Annotated in this window: 19 protein-coding genes; 3 read left to right on the top strand and 16 right to left on the bottom strand. The window is 63.8% G+C overall.

All coding sequences use genetic code 11. The features are described from left to right. The coding region (locus K288_RS47910) for a transposase (protein ID WP_043161817.1) at window positions 1-300 on the top strand (300 nt) is incomplete at its 5' end. A 119-nt stretch (window positions 301-419) separates the two neighbouring features. Here the strand turns inward: K288_RS47910 and K288_RS47915 are convergent. From K288_RS47915 to K288_RS0138395, 11 genes are all read right to left on the bottom strand, one after another. Continuing rightward, a complete protein-coding gene (locus K288_RS47915) occupies window positions 420-1,190 on the bottom strand; it encodes an IclR family transcriptional regulator (RefSeq protein WP_051334973.1) in 771 nt (256 codons plus the stop codon). Between the two features lie 145 nt (window positions 1,191-1,335). Beyond that, window positions 1,336-2,112, bottom strand: a complete 777-nt coding sequence (locus K288_RS47920; RefSeq protein WP_051334974.1) for an aspartate/glutamate racemase family protein — start codon at window positions 2,110-2,112, stop codon at window positions 1,336-1,338. Between the two features lie 11 nt (window positions 2,113-2,123). Next, window positions 2,124-3,035, bottom strand: coding sequence for an ABC transporter substrate-binding protein (locus K288_RS47925; RefSeq protein WP_051334975.1), 912 nt, complete (start codon window positions 3,033-3,035; stop codon window positions 2,124-2,126). A gap of 12 nt (window positions 3,036-3,047) precedes the next feature. Continuing rightward, complete coding sequence (locus K288_RS47930) at window positions 3,048-4,358, bottom strand: MFS transporter (protein ID WP_051334976.1); 1,311 nt, start codon at window positions 4,356-4,358, stop codon at window positions 3,048-3,050. Between the two features lie 275 nt (window positions 4,359-4,633). Next, on the bottom strand, window positions 4,634-5,527 hold the full coding sequence (locus K288_RS0138365) for a LysR family transcriptional regulator (RefSeq protein WP_051334977.1): 894 nt from the start codon (window positions 5,525-5,527) through the stop codon (window positions 4,634-4,636). A gap of 109 nt (window positions 5,528-5,636) precedes the next feature. Continuing rightward, a complete protein-coding gene (locus K288_RS52995; RefSeq protein WP_152535884.1) occupies window positions 5,637-5,843 on the bottom strand; it encodes a hypothetical protein in 207 nt (68 codons plus the stop codon). 81 nt (window positions 5,844-5,924) lie between these two features. Continuing rightward, window positions 5,925-6,050, bottom strand: a complete 126-nt coding sequence (locus tag K288_RS55580; protein WP_256378882.1) for a hypothetical protein — start codon at window positions 6,048-6,050, stop codon at window positions 5,925-5,927. A gap of 76 nt (window positions 6,051-6,126) precedes the next feature. Beyond that, a complete protein-coding gene (locus K288_RS0138380) occupies window positions 6,127-6,738 on the bottom strand; it encodes a molecular chaperone TorD family protein (RefSeq protein WP_027584238.1) in 612 nt (203 codons plus the stop codon). 36 nt (window positions 6,739-6,774) lie between these two features. Next, on the bottom strand, window positions 6,775-7,416 hold the full coding sequence (locus K288_RS0138385; protein WP_027584239.1) for a DUF3306 domain-containing protein: 642 nt from the start codon (window positions 7,414-7,416) through the stop codon (window positions 6,775-6,777). Window positions 7,417-7,434: 18 nt separating this feature from the next. After that, a complete protein-coding gene (locus tag K288_RS0138390) occupies window positions 7,435-7,911 on the bottom strand; it encodes a DUF3305 domain-containing protein (RefSeq protein WP_043161819.1) in 477 nt (158 codons plus the stop codon). Continuing rightward, window positions 7,908-8,921, bottom strand: coding sequence for a DUF6352 family protein (locus tag K288_RS0138395; protein WP_027584241.1), 1,014 nt, complete (start codon window positions 8,919-8,921; stop codon window positions 7,908-7,910). The genes K288_RS0138390 and K288_RS0138395 overlap by 4 nt, the downstream gene beginning before the upstream one ends. 176 nt (window positions 8,922-9,097) lie before the next feature. Here K288_RS0138395 and K288_RS47935 point away from each other — a divergent pair, with 176 nt between their 5' ends. Next, on the top strand, window positions 9,098-11,095 hold the full coding sequence (locus tag K288_RS47935; protein WP_043161821.1) for a 4Fe-4S binding protein: 1,998 nt from the start codon (window positions 9,098-9,100) through the stop codon (window positions 11,093-11,095). Between the two features lie 4 nt (window positions 11,096-11,099). Here the strand turns inward: K288_RS47935 and K288_RS0138405 are convergent, their stop codons facing one another. The 5 genes from K288_RS0138405 to K288_RS0138425 form a co-directional block, all read right to left on the bottom strand. Next, window positions 11,100-12,107, bottom strand: coding sequence for a formate dehydrogenase subunit gamma (locus K288_RS0138405; RefSeq protein WP_027584242.1), 1,008 nt, complete (start codon window positions 12,105-12,107; stop codon window positions 11,100-11,102). 56 nt (window positions 12,108-12,163) lie between these two features. Continuing rightward, complete coding sequence (fdh3B, locus tag K288_RS0138410) at window positions 12,164-12,766, bottom strand: formate dehydrogenase FDH3 subunit beta (protein WP_027584243.1); 603 nt, start codon at window positions 12,764-12,766, stop codon at window positions 12,164-12,166. 12 nt (window positions 12,767-12,778) lie between these two features. After that, complete coding sequence (locus K288_RS0138415; RefSeq protein ID WP_027584244.1) at window positions 12,779-15,733, bottom strand: formate dehydrogenase subunit alpha; 2,955 nt, start codon at window positions 15,731-15,733, stop codon at window positions 12,779-12,781. A gap of 12 nt (window positions 15,734-15,745) precedes the next feature. Beyond that, window positions 15,746-16,036 carry a hypothetical protein gene (locus tag K288_RS47940; RefSeq protein WP_152535886.1) on the bottom strand — a complete coding sequence of 97 codons (291 nt, stop codon included), beginning with the start codon at window positions 16,034-16,036 and terminating at the stop codon, window positions 15,746-15,748. Window positions 16,037-16,224: 188 nt separating this feature from the next. Then, window positions 16,225-17,391 carry a cytochrome P450 gene (locus K288_RS0138425; protein ID WP_027584245.1) on the bottom strand — a complete coding sequence of 389 codons (1,167 nt, stop codon included), beginning with the start codon at window positions 17,389-17,391 and terminating at the stop codon, window positions 16,225-16,227. Window positions 17,392-17,642: 251 nt separating this feature from the next. Here K288_RS0138425 and K288_RS0138430 point away from each other — a divergent pair. Beyond that, window positions 17,643-17,894 (top strand): transposase (locus K288_RS0138430; protein ID WP_027584246.1); only part of this gene is annotated, 252 nt, incomplete at its 3' end.

Raw genomic sequence — 17,894 nt, forward strand, 5'->3', positions numbered from 1 at the left:
GAGCAGCGCGGGATCGACGGCTACATCGCCACCGGACGCGCCAAGCGCCCCACCGCCGACAACGGCAAGGTCGGCGGACCGCTGACACAGGCGATGAGAAAAAAGATTGCCGATGGCGGCTTCGACACCCCCTACCGGCTAAGAAAGCAGATCGTGGAGGCGGTGTTCGGACAGATCAAGCAGGCGCGCGGCTTCCGCCAGTTCCTGTTGCGGGGCCTGGCAAACGTGCGTGCCGAATGGGCGATAATCTGCACCGCCCACAACCTCGTGAAGCTCGCTAACCTCGCAAGGCCCCCATGAGCGGGATTTCGTGTCGAAATGCGCCAACCAGAAAGCTATCTGGACGGGCTCCTAGTGCGTTCCACCTCTCCCGCAAGCGGGAGAGGGAGCCCACCTCCATCGTAGCTACTACTCAACTTCTAAGGCACGCCGCCGATCTTTTCCGACACGATCTTCGCGGCGGCGCGCAGCTCGGTGGCGATGGTGGCGGCTTCGCCGGCGGGGATGCGGTCCTGCCGCACCAGGGGTACGGTCAACGCCGCGACTGCGCGGCCGGAAGCTTCGACGATCGGGCAGCTATAGGCGAGGATACGGGTATAGCCGTCATCGTTTGAGAAGTTGCCGCCCTCTGCCGAGATTCGGTCGAGCGCCGTGACCGCCTTCTTGCCGCTGATGCGATCATTGGCGGCGATGACTTCGGCGAGCTCCTGGCGCCGGCCCTCGAGCTGGAATGCCGCCAGCACCTTCGCCGATGCATATTGCTGGGTCAGCGGAAACACCGCGCCGACCTTGACCGACCAGCCCATCAGCCATTCCGGCTCGATCCGCGCGATCACCATGAACTGCTCGCCGTGAAGCACGGTGAGATGGCAGGACAGCTGCACGCGGCCGGCAAGCTGCTCCATCACCGGCAGCGCCGCCTGCAGCAGCCGCTCGGTCGGCGGAAATTGCGAGGCGATCCGGAACAGTTTTAGGGTCAGCGTGTATTCGCCGGTCGCCGGATCGCGCGTGACATAGCCGCGGCGCTCCAGCGCCACCAGCATCCGGAAGATCTCGCCGACGGAGCGGCCGACCCGCTCGGCCAGCTGCTTCTGGCTGAGACCGCGCGCCTCGGCCGACAGCGCTTCCAGAAGATCCAGCCCCTTTTCAAGGGCGGGAGCGCCCGGTTGCACTTTCTTCGCCTTCTTCATCTGTGAAGCCTTGGGACATGCCAGCACATCATCTCCCTGCCGCATGCGGCAGGGAACGAAGACTGGATGTACCTGATCACCCACGCGCCGCAAAGTTATCTGCGCGGTTGGCTCGCGTAGGCAACCTCCACAGCTGTGAATTGCCTCAACGATCCACGGCGATCGGCATCGGCTCCACGCTTTTCACGGGCTGATCTGTGGAGAACAGGCGCCCGTAGGCCGCGACATCGCTGTCGATGCCGTTCGACCTCATGAGGTGCCACACCATGCTCTGGTTACTCGTGAGCACGGGGATTCCCGAGACCCTCTCGAGTTCGGCAATCACGGGGGCCGACTTGATGGCCGTGCAACTGATCAGGCAGGCGTCCGCGCGCGGATCGATCGCGCTTTTGGCCCAGTCGAGGATCGCCTCGGGGCTGAGGCCGGCCATTTCCGAATTGGTGTTGATCCCGAGATTGGCGCCGCGCCCGACCTGGAGGCCGTTGGCTTCCAGGAACGCGATCTCGCGGGCGTGCACCTCATCGATGTAGGGGGTCAGCAGCGAGACCCGCTTCGCGCCCAAGTTCGTCAACCCCGCCAGGATCGCATCCGCCGTGGTGAAGCAGCGGATGCCGGAGGCCGACTGTATGCGATCACGGATTCCGCCGGCGAGCTCCGGCGCGAAGGTCGAGACCGCCGTGCAATGGAATACGATGACATCGACCCCGGCATCCGCCAGCAGCTCGGAGGCGGCCTCGAGCCGATCGAGCATGCGCATCAGCTCGGGCTTCGAGCTGCCGCGCAATGCCAGCCGTGTCACCAGCATGGAGACTTGCCGCGGCAGCATGGCGCGGATTTCCGGCTCGGCCACCGAATTTCCGGATGGAACGAGCAAGCCGGCGCGAACCCGGCTGCCGTAGTCGATATCAGGCAAGGTCAGCATGGTCGTTGCCGTCAGGCCGCCGCGACGTCGTGCTGTGCGGCGTGCAGATAGCGGCGGTTGATGTAGTCGGCGGCCTCCGACTTGACGCGGTTGGGCACGGCGCGGATCAAGGAGCTGATCTCGATCAGCGCCTGCACCGCGGCATCGCTCGCATCCCCATCGCGGGGAAAGATCTCGTCCCTGGTGTACTCGTCCCAGGCGCGTTCGGCATAGCTCTGCGCGATCCCGGTTTCGGCTATCGCGATCGGGCTGACGCCGGCACGATTGGCAAAGAACCACTCATGCGCGCGCACGAAGGCGCGCATGAAGCGGTGCATCGTGTCCGCATTCGCCTTCGCCCAGCGGCTGTCGACATTTAGCGAAGTGAACTGGAAATAAGGCACTTCCCGGCGGGGCTCGCACAAGCTGGGATAGCCCTGGTCGATTGCCATGTAGTTCAGCGGTGCGCCCTGCAGGCCGGCATCGATCTCGCCGGACTGCAGCATCTGCCAGCGCGTCAGGATCGGACCAACAGCACGGATCTTGTAGTCGCGCGGATATTCCAGGCCGCGCGCGGCGAGAAGCTTCATGACCAGCGACGAGCTGCCCGCTTCGATCGAGGAGACGCCGACGGTCTTGCCGCGCAAATCCTCCACCGAGCGGATGTTCTTGCCGGTGATGAAGGAAAACGGCAGCCGGTTGACATTGCCGCCGACGATTTCGAGGAAGCCACCGGCCTCGCTGTCGAGGATCACGTGCTCGGTGATCCCGTAGCCGATCTCGGCGCAGCCATCACGAATGCGATTGGTCACCTCGTCGACGCCCTCATAGAGCTCGATCGCGACATCGAGCCCTTCGTCGGCGAACATGCCGCAGTGCTTGGCGATCCACACCGGCATGTTGAAGTAGTTCCGCGAGACCGCGGTGAATGTCAGTTTCTTCATTGAGTTACTCCTTCAAACGACCGAGGCCGCGCGGTCCTGCAGTCTCGCTTCCGGCGCGACTGAGAGCCGGATCGGCGTCCGCGCCCCCGATGTGATCACCGCGGCGCCGCCGAGCAGCAGCACGCCCGCGATCAGGAACGCGCCGGAATAACCGCCGGTGGCCGCGACCACATAGCCGGTGACGATCGGCGCGGCCGTGCCGAAGAGATTGCCGCCCATGATCAACAAACTGGTGGCGGCACCGTTGTAGCGGCCGTCAGTCATCAGGTCGGCGGTGAGTGCGATGTTCATCGCCATTGCTGTCGCCACACAGGCGAGCGAAATGCTGATCAGGGTCGTGATCACCCAGATCGAGTCGACCAGCGGAGCAGCTAGGATCACCGACGACAGCAGCAGCATCGCGGCGATCAGCTTGCGCCGGTCGGAGTTCCCTCGACCTGATTTCTTCAAGAGGCGGTCGCTGAACCAGCCGAGGCCAAGGCCGAGGATCGCCGCCACGCCATAGGGAATGGCGGAGAACAGGCTCGACTTCAGCACATCCATGCCGCGCGTCGCTGCGAGATAGCTCGGCAGCCAGGTCATGAAGAGATAGAGCGTGTAGCCGGCGCAGCCTTGCGTGAGCGCCAGCGCCCACATCGAAGGGCTGCTCAGAAGTGCCTTCAGCGCGGCAGATTGATTCAATTCGCCGGCTCCGCGCGCGGCGATGGCGCCACGGTTCTTCAAAATGAAATCGCGCTCCTCGGCACCGAGCCACGAGGCCCGTTCCGGCTGCCGATAGAAAGCGAACCAGAGCAGCGCGAGCACGACGCCTGCGGCACCGGTGATATAGAACGACTCGCGCCAGCCGAACGACACAATCAGCGAGCCCACCACGACCGAGCCGACACACAGCCCGGCATGGGCACCGCAATTGAGGAACGCCGAGGCGATGCCGCGCTCGCCCTCGGGCGCCCATTCGCGGATAATCTTGCCGCCGGCGGGATAGCTTGCGGATTCGCCGACGCCGAGCACCAGCCGCGACGCGAACAGCGAGGAATAAGTCGTTGCGAGGCCGGTCCAGATGCCGGCCAGCGACCACAATCCGAGCGTGGTGTAGGTGACGGCACGGCCGCCATACCGATCGGCGAGCATGCCCATCGGGATCAGGCAGATCAGATAGGTCCAGAGAAAGGCGGAGAAGATGTAACCCATGTCGATCGGCGTCAGACCATAGGTCTCCGAGATCGACTTCGCCGCAACCGAGAGATTAACCCGGTCGAGATAGTTGATGAACATCAGCACGAACAGGCCGATGTAGACAAGATATCGCTTCTGAAGGGCCACCCGCGTTTCTCCCGCCGTCTCTTGTGTTGTTGGCGGCCCACGATGTCACAAAGCTATCTGATAAATAAAACTCATAATCTTCATGTTGGCCATGAATATAATTCATATGCAGGGGCGCGAATAGCATCGTCGCGGGATGCGGCGCCCTCTCCCGCTTGCGGGAGAGGGTTGGGGTGAGGGTGTCTCCGCATTGGGACTTCCCGAGTGGAGAGAACCCTCACCCGGCGCTGCGCGCCGACCTCTCCCGCAAGCGGGAGAGGTGAAGGCACGCCGCGCTAGAACTGCTTCGCGATCAGCGCGCGGAACCAGGTCTGGCCGGGATCGAGCGCGAAGCGCGGATGCCATTCGAGATTGATCGCGAAGGTGACGTCATCAAGCGGAAAGCGAACCGCGGCGCAGGGCAGCGGCTTCTCCTGGTCGCGCGCCCATCGCGCCGGTATAGCGGCAACGAGATCGCTGTTGGCCACGATATGGCGCGCATCCCGCCAGCTCGGCACATTGAACACGACGTGGCGATAGAGTCCGCGGATGCGCAGCGCGTCATCGATCACATTGGTGCCGATGGTGCCGGCGACCTTGACATGCGAGAGCGAGGCGTAGAACTGCAGCGTCATCTTGCTGTGACGCGCCGGATTGGTCTTCCGCATCAGCACGACGAACCGTTCGTCCACCAAGCGGAGCCGCTCGCGCCGGCCTTCCGGATTTCCTGATGAGGCGAGCCGAACGTGAATTTCGTCGCCGACGATCTCATCCTCGCGCGGATCGCCGGTGAAGTGCGCCGCATTGATGCGGATGCCGGGTGCCTCCTTGCGCAGGATAGGACACAATCGCTGCAGCAGGTGGCCCGAGACATATTCGGAGATCCGCAGCGTGAAGGTCCGCTCTGCGGTCGCGGGATCGAAACTTGCTGACTTGTCGATGGTCCGCTCGATCTGTTCCAGCGCCGCATGGGTCGCGTTGGCGAGTTCGAGCGCGCGCAGCGTCGGCTCCATCCCGTCGGACGAGCGGACAAGCAGCTCATCATTGAACGTGTCGCGAAGCCGCCGCAGCGCGTGGCTCACCGCCGACTGCGTCAATCCCATGCGCCGCGCAGCCTTGGAAACGCTGCGCTCGGCGACGAGGACCTCGAGCATGATGAGTAGATTGAGATCGATGGTTCGGGGGCGCATGGCAGGCCGGCTATGGACGGAAATATTCTCCGTCTAGCCCTATCATGAGCCGATCCCGTTTCTCAAACGACCAGCTAGGCCGGACCGTCGCGTCGGCTATTTCTGTCGGCTATTTCTTGGGCGTCGGATACACCAACGATTGATCGTCGATGTCCTGAACCGGCAATTTCTCGACGCCGGCCATCGCGTGCAATTGCACCAGCGGCGGCATGGCCGCGGCGGTCAATTCAATCGAATGCGAATGCGACCGCCAGAATAGGGTTCCAATAACAATTACAACGGCAATAGCGAAGACTGAAGTCACTGAGCGGATCATGAGGCATCTCCCTCTCTCCACTCAGTTAGGTCCGTACAATCGGCTTAAGGTTTCGAGACACACGCCGATTTGAGAACAGCGCTACACCCTGGCGCTTGGCAAGGCGAACGCCGTCTCCGCCGATTCCTGCACGAAATTGTCGAGAATCACCGCCGCTCCAACCGCGACAACAACGGCTAACAGGCAGGCCATAACGAAGGCGCGCATCGTGTGCTTCTCCTCTTCACATCGATTTGTACCACAGTTCAGCGGATGGGTTCCAGCCGCGGACAAGAAGCCGTGTTCAGGCGGAAAGTGCGAACGCCTCGGCTTCGATGTCGATGAAGGTGCGCCCGAGCGCGCCAACCGATGCATAGAAATCCGCCGATTTGGCTCGTTCCAGGTCGATGAAGAAGCGCCTGATCCAGGGCGAAAGATGCCGCTCGAAGACGTCGCGGTCGGCGCCATCGGGCGCCGCGAAGCCGCCGCCGGCGAGGCCTGCCATGATCTCGCAGAGGAAGCCGGCGTGATCTTCCGGCTCCGTCCGCTCCGGTGTCTTTTCGACGCCGAGGCCATCAAGCGTTTCCCGCACCTGGACGAGCGGGCGTCCATACAATGTCTCGGCGAGATAGTGCGACGCATAGGGCAGCAGCGCCCCCTCCCCGAGACCGGCAAACAGCACAAAGAACTCGCGCGACGCCCGCTCTGCATTGGTCCGGCGGGCCGCTTCGGCCAGCGCGATATGCGCCATGCCGATCGGGCTGGCATCGCCGCGCAGGCCGGCGAGACGGGAAAGAAGCTGCCCGTCCGGACTGCGCGTCAGCAAGGTCGCGAGCAGCGCATATTCCTGCGCCCGGGCGCGATCGATCTCATCGACGATGCGCGCTGCCGCGCCCTTTGAAGTTGAATCCGTCATCGTTCGATCCGCTGGGACATGCCGACTTCTCGATCGCTATCGCGGCAATGCGCTGCCATGACGCCGCTTTCGGGGAGGATCCTGCGCTTCCTCGACAGGCGCTTGTTCGCCCTGCGTGCCCATGTCGGGCATTTCGTTCGACTGAACAGCATCAGCCAACGACGGGCCGTCTGGCGCGGGCGGCGGATCGAGAGCGGGCTCGCCGGCATCAGCCACCGCAGGCCGAACCGGACCGGCCGGCGACGTCGCGTCCGCAAGCGCATCCGGAATCTGCTGCAGCCGCCTCGAGACCTGCGCGAGGAGATCGGCAGCGTTTTCCGTTGGATCGAGCGGGCCGAACCCTGGAATTGCGGTCGGATCGTTGAAGTCCCACTGGTTCTCCGCAATGCCGATGAAGTCGCGAATGGCGGGATCGGTGGTCCAGGCCCGGCGCAATGCCGCACGGGTTAGTTCTGCAGGAACGCCGGCGCGCAGGAACGCGGCAATGTCCGTGTTGGCGGCGATCGATTCGATTGACGGCAGGCTGGCGAGGTCGAACGGCTCATCGCTCGCGGCGTCGGCCACAGGCGGCGCGGCCGCTTCTTGATTGTCCGTCGGAACGGCCTCGGCATTCCGGCGCTCTTTCGCGGCCTGCTTCAGCCGCGCCCAGCGAAGGAAAACATTGTGCTCTTCAGCCACGGTCCGCTCTCTCTTGTCCTACTCCGGAGGCATCTGCCGATCGCGCTGCCGCTTGATGAAGGGGCGCTCGACATGATGCTCGGCAACAAATCGCTCGACGATTTCAACAATAGCTGCGGGCATCGGCACCGCATCGACCAGGTTGCTGCCGGCGTCGGTGAACGCCTCTCCCTCGGCCGGATCCGCGGTGACAGCGAGCAGTTCGTAAGGCGGCTCGGAGCCGGTCGGGCGCAGGTTGACCCACAGGCTGGGCGAACCGGATGCGAGATTGTCGCGATAATTGGTGGTCTCAGTGCGGTGCAGTTCGATCGTCGCCTCGCCGGCATAGAACAACGTCATCTCTCCTTGCCTGTCGAGCGGCGTCCATGGCGCGGCCGACGGGCTTCCGGCGAACACCGAAACCGGCCGCCACAGGAAGTCGGCCCAGGCGCTCCTGCCCTTGCGCCGTTCGACCACGACACCCACGGAAATGCGCTCCAGCGCCGTCGATATCAATTGACTGCCTCCGCGTTCGCAATCGGCAAGCCGGTGATGAAGTTTTGCGGCTTCAGCCGCAACACCTCGTCGGCGGTCATGGCGAGCAGCAGATAGACCGGCTCGCCCCTGACCTTTTCGATCATACAGGCGGGATCGCGGAACGTCAGCCGGAACAGCCCGGTCAGCTGGGCGCGCGAGCCGTCATCCAGATCATCGCCATGCCAGATCGCATCGCCAATGCGGGTGGCGTCGGAGCTCAGCCCGACATACCAGTTCCATGACGCCTCGCGCAGTTCCGCCACAGGCTCGACATCGACCTCGATCGCCAGCAGATGCGCAAGCCATCGGGCAATGACATCGCCAAGCGCCGCCAGGCCGCGCCCGCCGGTGGCCAGATCGAGCGCCATGTCGAACCGGTCGCTGCGCTCCCAATAGCTGCCCGCCGTGGACTCGCTCAGCACGTCAACCTCGGTGGCCTCAGGCAATCCAAGGAGCGCCATCAGCGGCGACGCCGAGTGCCGGCCGGTTGGGGAGCCCCGTTCCTCGTCGACGGCGAGGACCGACGCTCCCTCGATCATGAGCTTTTGCGGGCGGAAAAGCAGCTCGGCGGCGCGCAGCATGAACGCATCGCCGCAATTATCGAGCGCATTTCGCAGGATCAGTTGCACCAATTGGCCGATGAAGAGCTGGGGAAAGGCAATGTTGCGCCTGACGATCGCAAGATAAGCGGCCTCGAGGCTCCCGTGCTTCACCAGGTGATCGCGCCAGGCGACCATCGTCTGCCAATTCTCGCGCGCGTCCGCGTCTACGATCGCATCGACCTGCGCGGCCGACACCGGTCGCCGCGGGTCACGCAGCAGCGCGCGATGCAATTCTTGCTCGGCCACGCATGCCTCCGGTGGGGGCATCAGTTCGGGCCGCGCCAGATAGGCCTTCAGGAAGTCGTCGGTGACCAGCAATCGCCCGCCCTCGTCGCGGTCGAGCAGATGATGGCCGCAAGCGAGCCAGAAGTCGCGCGACGCACTCACCTGCCGCTCCTACAAATCCGCCACGCCGGCATCGTCATTGACATGCTGAAGAGTATATACTTTCCACAAATTCCCGGCCAGTTTCGCCGGGCGTACTTACCGCGTAGCCACACGAGTTCGTGACCGCAATGACTGATTCTACCAGACGCGTTCTGATCTGTTCGTGCGAGGGCACGATGCCGCTCGACGGCGATGCCATCAACCGCGGCTGCCGCCACGAGCTGACGTCCGCAACACAGCTCTGCCGCGCCGAACTCGATCGCTTCCGAGCCATCGCCGCCGAGGACGGCCCGCTCACGGTCGCCTGCACCCAGGAAGCGGCGTTGTTTTCCGATGTGGCTGAGGAAAGCGGCCGTGCACAATCCATACAATTCGCCAACATCCGCGAGACCGCCGGCTGGTCTGGCGATGCCGATCGCGCGGGACCGAAAATGGCAGCGCTGCTTGCGGCGGCGGCCGAGACCGCACCACCACCGCCATCGGTCGAACTGGAAAGCGGCGGCGTCATCCTGATCTGCGGCCGCAACGAGACCGCGATCGAGGCCGGCAATCTGCTCAAGGACCATCTCGACGTCACCGTCCTGATCGAGCCGCCCGCCGCAATCGCACCGCCGCGATTGGACGAATTCCCGGTGGCGAAGGGAAAGGTGACCGCGGCGCGCGGTCATCTCGGCGCCTTCGAGGTCACGGTCGACGATTTCGCCGAAGCGGCGCCCTCCTCGCGCGGCACGCTGCTGTTCGGCCCCGCGCGCAACAATGCGCGATCCAACTGCGACATCATCCTCGACCTGACCGGCGGCGCGCCATTGTTCCCAGCCGCGGATTTGCGCGACGGATATCTGCGCGCCGATCCCGCCTCCCCCGCGGCGATGCTGCAGGCTGTGCTGAAGGCGCGCGATCTCGTCGGCACGTTCGAGAAGCCGCGCTACGTCACGTTCGACGCCAAGCTGTGCGCGCATTCGCGCTCGGGACGCATCGGCTGCACCCGCTGTCTCGATCTCTGTCCGGCGGGCGCGATCACGCCGGCCGGCGACCATGTCGCGATCGATGCGAATATCTGCGCGGGTTGCGGCCAATGCGCGGCGGCCTGCCCGACCGGCGCCGCGTCCTACGCGCTGCCCCCGGAAGACGCGCTGATGCGCAAATTGCGCGCGATGCTGATCGCCTATCGCGAAGCCGGCGGCGAGCAGGCGATCGTGCTGGTGCATGACGATGTGCACGGCGCGCCGCTGATCGACGCGCTGGCGCGGTTCGGCGACGGACTGCCGGCCAACGTGCTGCCGTTCGCGGTCAACGAGGTCACGCAGATCGGGCTTGAGAGCATCGCCGCCGCCTTTGCCTATGGCGCCTCCGCGATGCGCTTCGTGCTGCGGGCGAAGCCGCGCCATGATGTCGCGGGCCTGATGCGGACGATGGCGATCGTCGATCCGATCCTGGCCGGGCTCGGCTTCGGCGCAGAGCGGATCGCCACCATCGAGACCGACGATCCGGATACGCTGCTCGAGACGCTGCGCGCGATCCCGCCATTGCTGTCTGCGCCGCGCCCGGCCAGTTTCCGGACCATGGGAAAGAAACGCGACGTGCTGCGTTTTGCGCTCGGCGAATTGCACCGCGCAGCGCCAGCCCCCGTCGATATCATCCCGCTGCCCGTGGGCGCACCGTTCGGCGCCGTGGAAGTCGATGCCAACGGCTGCACCCTGTGCCTGTCCTGCGTATCGGCATGCCCGACCAGTGCGTTGCGCGACGATCCCGAGCGGCCGGTGCTGCGTTTCGTCGAGGACGCCTGCGTCCAGTGCGGCCTGTGCAAGTCGACCTGTCCGGAGAAGGTGATCACGCTGGTGCCACGGATCGATTTCGGCGCGGCAAGAGCCCCTGCCCGCATTCTCAAGGAGGAAGAGCCGTTCTCGTGCATCCGCTGCGGCAAGCCATTCGGCGTCAAGAGCACGATCGAGCGCGTGGTCGCCAAGCTCGAAGGCAAGCACTGGATGTACAAGGATTCGCCGCGCAAGCTCGACGTCATCAAGATGTGCGACGATTGCCGGGTCAACTTCGTCGCAGAACAGGGCTTTGAATCCTACGGCGTGGCGAGCCCGACGGTCCGCACCACCGACGACTATCTGCGCGAACGCGATGACGCGCAACCACCTCGCCGCGGCAATCGCGACCGAAAATGAGCAGCTATTCCGCCGGTGTCGCCGTAGGCTCGCCGCGCCGATCCTCGGCCGCAAGCTTCTTGGCGAGCCATTGATCGTGATGCTCTTTTGCCCAGTTGAGGTCGACCTCACCGGTGCCCATTGCCTCGAAGGCGCCTTCCATCCCGACCGTGCCGATATAGATGTGGGCGAGGATCAGGGCGATGAACAGGACGGCCACCACGGCGTGCACCACCTGGGCGAGCTGCATGCCGAGGATATTGGTCCCGTAGAACGGGAACAGCAGCAGGAATCCCGATGCTGACACCGCAATGCCGGCCGCAATCGACAGCCAGAACACCATTTTCTCGCCGAGATTGAAGCGGCCCGCCGGCGCGTGTCTGTTCTTGATGAAGCCGCCGCCCTGCTTGAGCCAGTCGATATCCACCTTCTCCAGGAGATTGTCCCTGAGGAAGATCACGAGGATCAGGACAAGGCCTAGCACGAAGGCAAAGCTGGTGAAGTTGTGTACGTATTTGGCGAGCTGCGAGATATCGGAAAACAGGTCGGGCCCGACGAGCGGCAGCACCACGGCCTTGCCGAAGGTGATGTTCAATCCGGTCAGTCCGAGGATCACGAAAGACGCTGCCGTCAGCCAGTGCGCGAAGCGCTCGAACGTCTCGAAGCGAACCACTTTCTGCCCCGAGCGCCCGGCTGAGATCGGGAGCCGTCCGAGGATCAGATAGGCGATCACCAGCAACGCGACCGTGCCGACGATCACAATCGCACCGCCCCAGCGCAGCAGGACCTGGTGGAAATACTCCCAGGTCCGGCCCGCCGGCTGGATCAGCACGCTGGCCCTGGTGTCGGGAATATCGATGCGGCCGGTGATGCGCGGCACCTGCTGCAGCAGTTCGCGTTGGCTGGTGACGCTTGCGGTCGGGTTGGGTGCGCCGTCGGAACCGGACTTCTGCGCGAGCACAGGCGCCGCCACGATGATCGCAAGCAGCGCCAGGACGAAGGTCGCCAGACGAAAGCGTGCGAAAAACGTCATGACCATTACCCTGTTCTCATCCCGCGCCCGTCGCGGGCCCGCATCGGCCTGTCCGCTCAGACCCCGACATCCTTGTGATAGGCTGTGGTCCAGCCCCAGGCACCGGAACCATAACCCCGCTTGCGCACCCGCTCGCCGTAGATCTGCGCGATGATGTCGCCGTCGCCGGCGAGCAGCGACTTGGTCGAGCACATCTCCGCGCACATCGGCAATTTGCCCTGGCCGAACCGGTCCGAGCCGTATTTGGCGAATTCCGCCGCGCTGCCCGGCGCCTCCGCCCCCCCGCCGCCGGCGCAATAGGTGCATTTGTCCATCTTGCCGCGGGTGCCGAAATTGCCGACCTGCGGATATTGCGGCGCACCGAACGGGCACGCGTAGAAGCAATAGCCGCAACCGATGCACTGATCCTTGTTGTGCAGGACGATGCCGTCCTCGGTCGGGAAGATGCAGTTCACCGGACAGACCGCCGCGCAGGGCGGGTCGGTGCAGTGCATGCAGGCCATCGAGACCGAACGCTCGCCGGGCTTGCCGTCATTGATGGTGACGACACGGCGGCGGTTGATGCCCCAAGGCACATCGTTCTCGTTCTTGCACGCGGTGACGCAGGCGTTGCAGTCGATGCAGCGGTCCGCGTCGCAAAGGAATTTCATGCGTGCCATCGTCTCGTCCTCTCACGCGGCCCGGATCTGGCAAAGCGTCGCCTTCGGCTCCTGCATTCCGGTCGCAGGGTCGTAGCCATAGGTCGTCAGCGTATTCACGCTTTCGCCGAGCACGATCGGATCGGCGCCTTTCGGATATCTGGCGCGAAGGTCGTCGCCCTGGAAAAAGCCGGCGAAATGGAAGGGCATCCAGGCGACGCCCTTGCCGACACGCTCGGTGACCATCGCCTTGACACGGGTCCGCGAACTGTTCTCCGCGCCGGTCACCCACACCCAGCCGCCGTCCGTGATGCCGCGCTCGGCGGCGTCGGCCGGATTGATCTCGACGTACATGAACTGCTTCAGCTCGGCGAGCCACTTGTTGGAGCGCGTCTCCTCGCCGCCGCCTTCATATTCCACCAACCGGCCGGAGCTCAGGATCAGCGGGAACTGTTTTGAGATGCCGCGGTCGACGGCGGCCTTCTGGACCGAGAAGCCGATATTCGGCATACGGAACTGCTTGGCGTCGGGCAAGGTCGGATAGTCGGCGACAAGGTCCGGACGCGGCGTGTAGATCGGTTCACGATAGACCGGGATCGGATCGGGCAGATTCCAGGCGATCATGCGCGCCTTGCCGTTGCCGTAAGGCGAACAGCCGTGCTCGATCGCAACGCGCTGGATGCCGCCGGACAGGTCGAGCGACCAGGACACCTTATCGGGATCGGCCGAATTGACGCGCTGGATGACCTCCATTTCCTGCGGCGTCAGGTCCTTGTCCCAGCCGAGCTTCTTCAGCACGCCCAGTGTGAATTCGGGATAGCCGTCCCTGATCTCGGAGCCAACCGAATAGGAGCCCTCGGCGAGAAGGTTGTCATGAAACTCCCGCTCGACCTCCTGCCCGTTCTCCATCACTTTGCGCTTGACGACACGCTCGACACCGAACCGCGCGCGGAAGGTGCCGCCGCCGTCCTTCACCGAAAGATTGGTGTTGTAGAGGATCGGCGAGCCCGGATGCCTGAACTCCGGCGTGCCCCAGCACGGCCATGGCAGGCCGTAATAGTCGCCGCCGACTTCCGGATCATCCTTCGGCGCCCGCAACGTGACCAGGTCGAACTTGTGCTGGTTCTTCATATGCGCCTTGAGCCGCTCCGGCGATTGCCCGCAATAGCCGGTCGACCAGCCGCCGCGGTTGATCTCGCGCAGGATGTCCTCCGCCGACACCGCGCCGTTCTCGACCTTGATGTTCTTGAACATCAGGTCGGCAAAGCCGAGCTTCTTGGCGAACATATACATCACGTCGTAATCGTTCTTGGATTCGAAGACCGGCTCGACGATCTTCTCGCCCCATTGCAGCGAGCGATTAGAGGCGGTGCGCGAGCCGTCCATCTCGAAGCTGGTGCAGGCCGGCAGGAGGTAGGTGCCGTTCTTGCGCTCGGAGAGCACCGACCACGCGGTCGGATAGGGATCGCACACCACCAGCAGTTCGAGCTTCTCGATACCGCGCACTGCTTCAGGCATCCGGGTGATGGTGTTGACGCCATGCCCCATGACGAACATGGCCTGCACCGGATTGGGCTGGCTGATCTGGTCCTTTGGCAACAACGTCGCGTCGAACCAGCGCGTGCTCGGAATGCCCGGCGTTTCCATCAGCGTCTTGGTCGGGAAACGCGACTTCATCCACTCGTAATCGACTTCCCACACCCGGCACCAATGCCGCCAGGCTTCCTCGGCAAGGCCGTAGTAGAGCGGCAGCGTCGTGACATCGAGGCCGAGATCGGTCGCGCCCTGCACGTTGGTGTGGCCGCGGAAGATGTTGGCGCCGCCGCCGGCCATGCCGACATTGCCGGTAGCAAGCAGCAACAGGCAACTGGCGCGCACATTGGCGGTACCGGTGGCGAACTGCGTCTGCCCCATCGCCCAGATCAGCGTCGCCGGCTTCTGCTTGGCGAACAATTCAGCGATATGCTTGACCTGCGCCTGCGGCAGGCCTGTGACGCGCTCGACTTCCTTCGGATTCCACTTCGCCGCCGCCTTGCGGATATCATCGAGGCCGTAGACGCGCTGGCTGATGAATTGCTTGTCCTCCCAGCCGTTCTCGAAAATGTGCCACAGCATGCCGTAGATGGTGGCGATGTGGGTGCCCGGCCGCACCCGGACATATTCGGTCGCATGTGCTGCGGTCCGCGTCATCCTCGGATCGACCACGATCATGTTGGCGCGGTTGAGCTCCTTGCCCTCGAGGATGTGCTGCAACGAGACCGGATGCGCCTCGGCGGGATTGCCGCCCATCAACAGGATGGTCCGGGCGTTGCGGATGTCGTTGTAGCTGTTGGTCATCGCGCCGTAGCCCCAGGTGTTGGCTACGCCGGTGACGGTCGTCGAATGGCAGATGCGGGCCTGGTGGTCGGAATTGTTGGTGCCCCAGAACGCCGCCAGCTTGCGGTTGAGATAGGCGGCTTCGTTGGTGAACTTGGCCGAGCCAAGCCAATAGACCGAATCGGGGCCCGCCTTCTGACGGATCTCCATGAGCTTGTCGCCGATCTCGTTGATCGCGGTCTCCCAGGAAATCCGCGTCCACTGGCCGTTGACGAGCTTGACGGGATAGCGCAGGCGGCGCTCGCTCAGGACGTCATCGCGGACCGCGGCACCCTTGCAGCAATGCGAGCCGCGATTGATCGGGCTGTCATAGTCCGGCTCCTGCCCGATCCAGACGCCATTGGCGACCTTGGCGATGACAGAGCAGCCGACCGAACAGTGGGTGCAGACATTCTTGCGGGTCGTGACGGGTGCGCCCGGAGGCGGCGGCGGGCCAGCCTCCGCTTTGCGCACGCCATTCAGCGCGAGATCACCGAGCGCCGCGAGCGTGCCGGCAGCGATGCCCGAACGCATCAGAAAAGTGCGTCGATCCAATCCGCCGCCCGGCCTGTCCGCTTGCGCGAAAACCGGCTTTGCACTTCCTCGACGACGATCCGACTTCCTGATCAGCACGAACACCTCCCTCTAGCGGGCGCCGGGGTAGCTGTTGACGCGGTAGAAGTCTCGAACCTCAGCGGAATCGGCCTGATAGCGCGCCCTGCGCTTGTCCTTCATGTTGACCGATTGCGCTGGTGCCTGCAGCGACACCAGCGTGCCGACGGCGGCCACGCCGCTTCCTGCTATGGTCAGGCGAAGCAAATCACGCCGAGGAATTTTTCGCTCTGGATTTTCCTTCTCGGGATTTTCCTTCATCGCGGCGCGCTCCACACAAGGTTCGCTATTGCTTAGGTTACTCCGCGCGATGCCGGACTTCAATTGCGATCCGTCACCCCGCATTGCAGCAAGCGTTACCGGATTTCCAGTGCGGTTTACCAGCAGCGGCTTTTCGAATTCGCACGATCGCATGGCACCTCCGCGCCGCGACAGCCGGTCGCAGCCGATCGGGAAAACCTGGACGTGCTGTTCTCTGGGGATAACCGGCAGGCGCGAATTTCTCGAGGCATCTACCCCCAGGCAACGGGCAAATTGAGCAGTCCGCGAAACGCCCAGCCGCCGATCCGCACCGGTTCGTTCTCGGTGATGCGGAGGTTCTTCAACCTGGCAAAGACGGCCGGAAGCGCAACATCGGCGACCATGGCGCGCGAGGCCCAGGCCCCGGCGCAGAAATGCGGGCCGGCGCCGAACGCGATGCTTTTGCTGGTATCACGGCCAAGGTCGAACTCATCAGCGCGTTCGAAATGCTTTTCGTCGCGGTTCGCCGAGCCGAACATCAGGAACACCCGCTCCTCCCGCTCAAAGGCAACGTCACGGATTTTCCACGGCTTGGCGATGCGGCGTGGCGACATGCCGATCGGGGAGATCCAGCGGGCATATTCCTCGAATGCCTGCATCCAGGCGATCTTGCCATCCATGACCAATCTCAGTTGATCGGGATGCGTCAGCAGCGCCCACGCGGTGCCGGCGATCGCATCCCGCGGTTCGTTTTGACCACCGCTGATCGAAAGCTTGATGTTGGCGCGCACGCTCTCCATCGGCATGCCGCATGCGAGCATCACGCCGAGCAGACTTTGATCGGGCTTCCTGCTGAGCAGCGGCAGCATGTCATCGATGGCCGCATCGATGCCCGAAGTGGCGGCATGACACCGCGCCTCGACGGCGGGGTCTCCGATGTAATTGGCGATGCCGTCGATCATCCCCTGCGACCACGCGTTCATGTCCTGGAAGCGCATGTTGGTCAGCCCGGTGATCGATTTCAGACACTCGGCCGAGAACGGCAGTGCGAAGTCGCGCACGAAATCGCATGCGCCCGCGGGCTCGAGCGCGGCGATGATGCGGTCGGCATGAGCCTGGAATTGCGCCGTCCAATGAGATTTGACGGTCTTCGGAGACACCGCGGGAAAGATCGCCTTCCGCTCCGACAGGTGCGCGTCGCCGTCCTTGCGCATCATGTTGTGGCCCATCAGCTTGTTCATCAGGCCTGCGGGCTGGTGCGAACTGAAGACATCGATCTGTTTTTCCGAGACGAAGATGTCGTCGCGACTGCATAGCAGCGTGCTGCCGAGCTGAGGCACGAACGCGATCGGAGCATCCCGACGCAACTTCGCAAGCATCGGATAAGGATCGCGCCAGAATGCCGCGACGTCGATATCGATACGAGGCGCAGTGCTCACGGTTTGGCCCTCCCGGTATTCCCTGGAGAGTACCCGAGGGGCCGGCGCGACGTCTGTCCCGCTGGTTGGGGACAGGCTAGAGCGCCATGACTTTTCTTCGAACCGTCATCCCGCTCTAGCTCTTTGTTTGAGCATGATCTTTTTCGGAAAGCCGGTCTCCACTTTTCCGGATCATGCTCTAGGCTGTGTGGACTCTTGGGATTCTCAAATCAGATGGAACGTGATTCAAGGCTTTCTTTTAGGAGGAAGCCTTGGGCGTTACGGATCGGCTCGTTCTGAGCGACAGGCAATGGGACCGTATCTCCGGCTTGATCATCGGTCGGCCGGACCAGCGTGGTTCGACAGGCCGCGACAACCGGATGTTTGTCGAGGGCGTGTTATGGATCGTGCGAACCGGTTCGCCGTGGCGTGATCTGCCCGAAGCGTTCGGCGAATGGAACAGCGTCTTCCGACGTTTCAGCCGGTGGAGCGCCAAGGGGGTCTGGCTAGGTATGTTCGAAGCG

The organism is Bradyrhizobium sp. Ai1a-2 (assembly GCF_000426245.1).
Taxonomy (GTDB): Bacteria; Pseudomonadota; Alphaproteobacteria; order Rhizobiales; family Xanthobacteraceae; genus Bradyrhizobium.

What these genes read in the sequence shown, in the direction of transcription:
- K288_RS55580 (WP_256378882.1), bottom strand. Translation starts at nt 6,050, where the DNA reads ATGCGCGCCTTCGTTATGGCCTGCCTGTTAGCCGTTGTTGTCGCGGTT.
- K288_RS52995 (WP_152535884.1), bottom strand. Translation starts at nt 5,843, where the DNA reads ATGATCCGCTCAGTGACTTCAGTCTTCGCTATTGCCGTTGTAATTGTT.
- K288_RS47920 (WP_051334974.1), bottom strand. Translation starts at nt 2,112, where the DNA reads ATGCTGACCTTGCCTGATATCGACTACGGCAGCCGGGTTCGCGCCGGC.
- fdh3B (WP_027584243.1), bottom strand. Translation starts at nt 12,766, where the DNA reads ATGGCACGCATGAAATTCCTTTGCGACGCGGACCGCTGCATCGACTGC.
- K288_RS0138405 (WP_027584242.1), bottom strand. Translation starts at nt 12,107, where the DNA reads ATGACGTTTTTCGCACGCTTTCGTCTGGCGACCTTCGTCCTGGCGCTG.
- K288_RS0138380 (WP_027584238.1), bottom strand. Translation starts at nt 6,738, where the DNA reads ATGACGGATTCAACTTCAAAGGGCGCGGCAGCGCGCATCGTCGATGAG.
- K288_RS0138365 (WP_051334977.1), bottom strand. Translation starts at nt 5,527, where the DNA reads ATGCGCCCCCGAACCATCGATCTCAATCTACTCATCATGCTCGAGGTC.
- K288_RS47925 (WP_051334975.1), bottom strand. Translation starts at nt 3,035, where the DNA reads ATGAAGAAACTGACATTCACCGCGGTCTCGCGGAACTACTTCAACATG.
- K288_RS47935 (WP_043161821.1), top strand. Translation starts at nt 9,098, where the DNA reads ATGCCGCTCGACGGCGATGCCATCAACCGCGGCTGCCGCCACGAGCTG.
- K288_RS47915 (WP_051334973.1), bottom strand. Translation starts at nt 1,190, where the DNA reads ATGAAGAAGGCGAAGAAAGTGCAACCGGGCGCTCCCGCCCTTGAAAAG.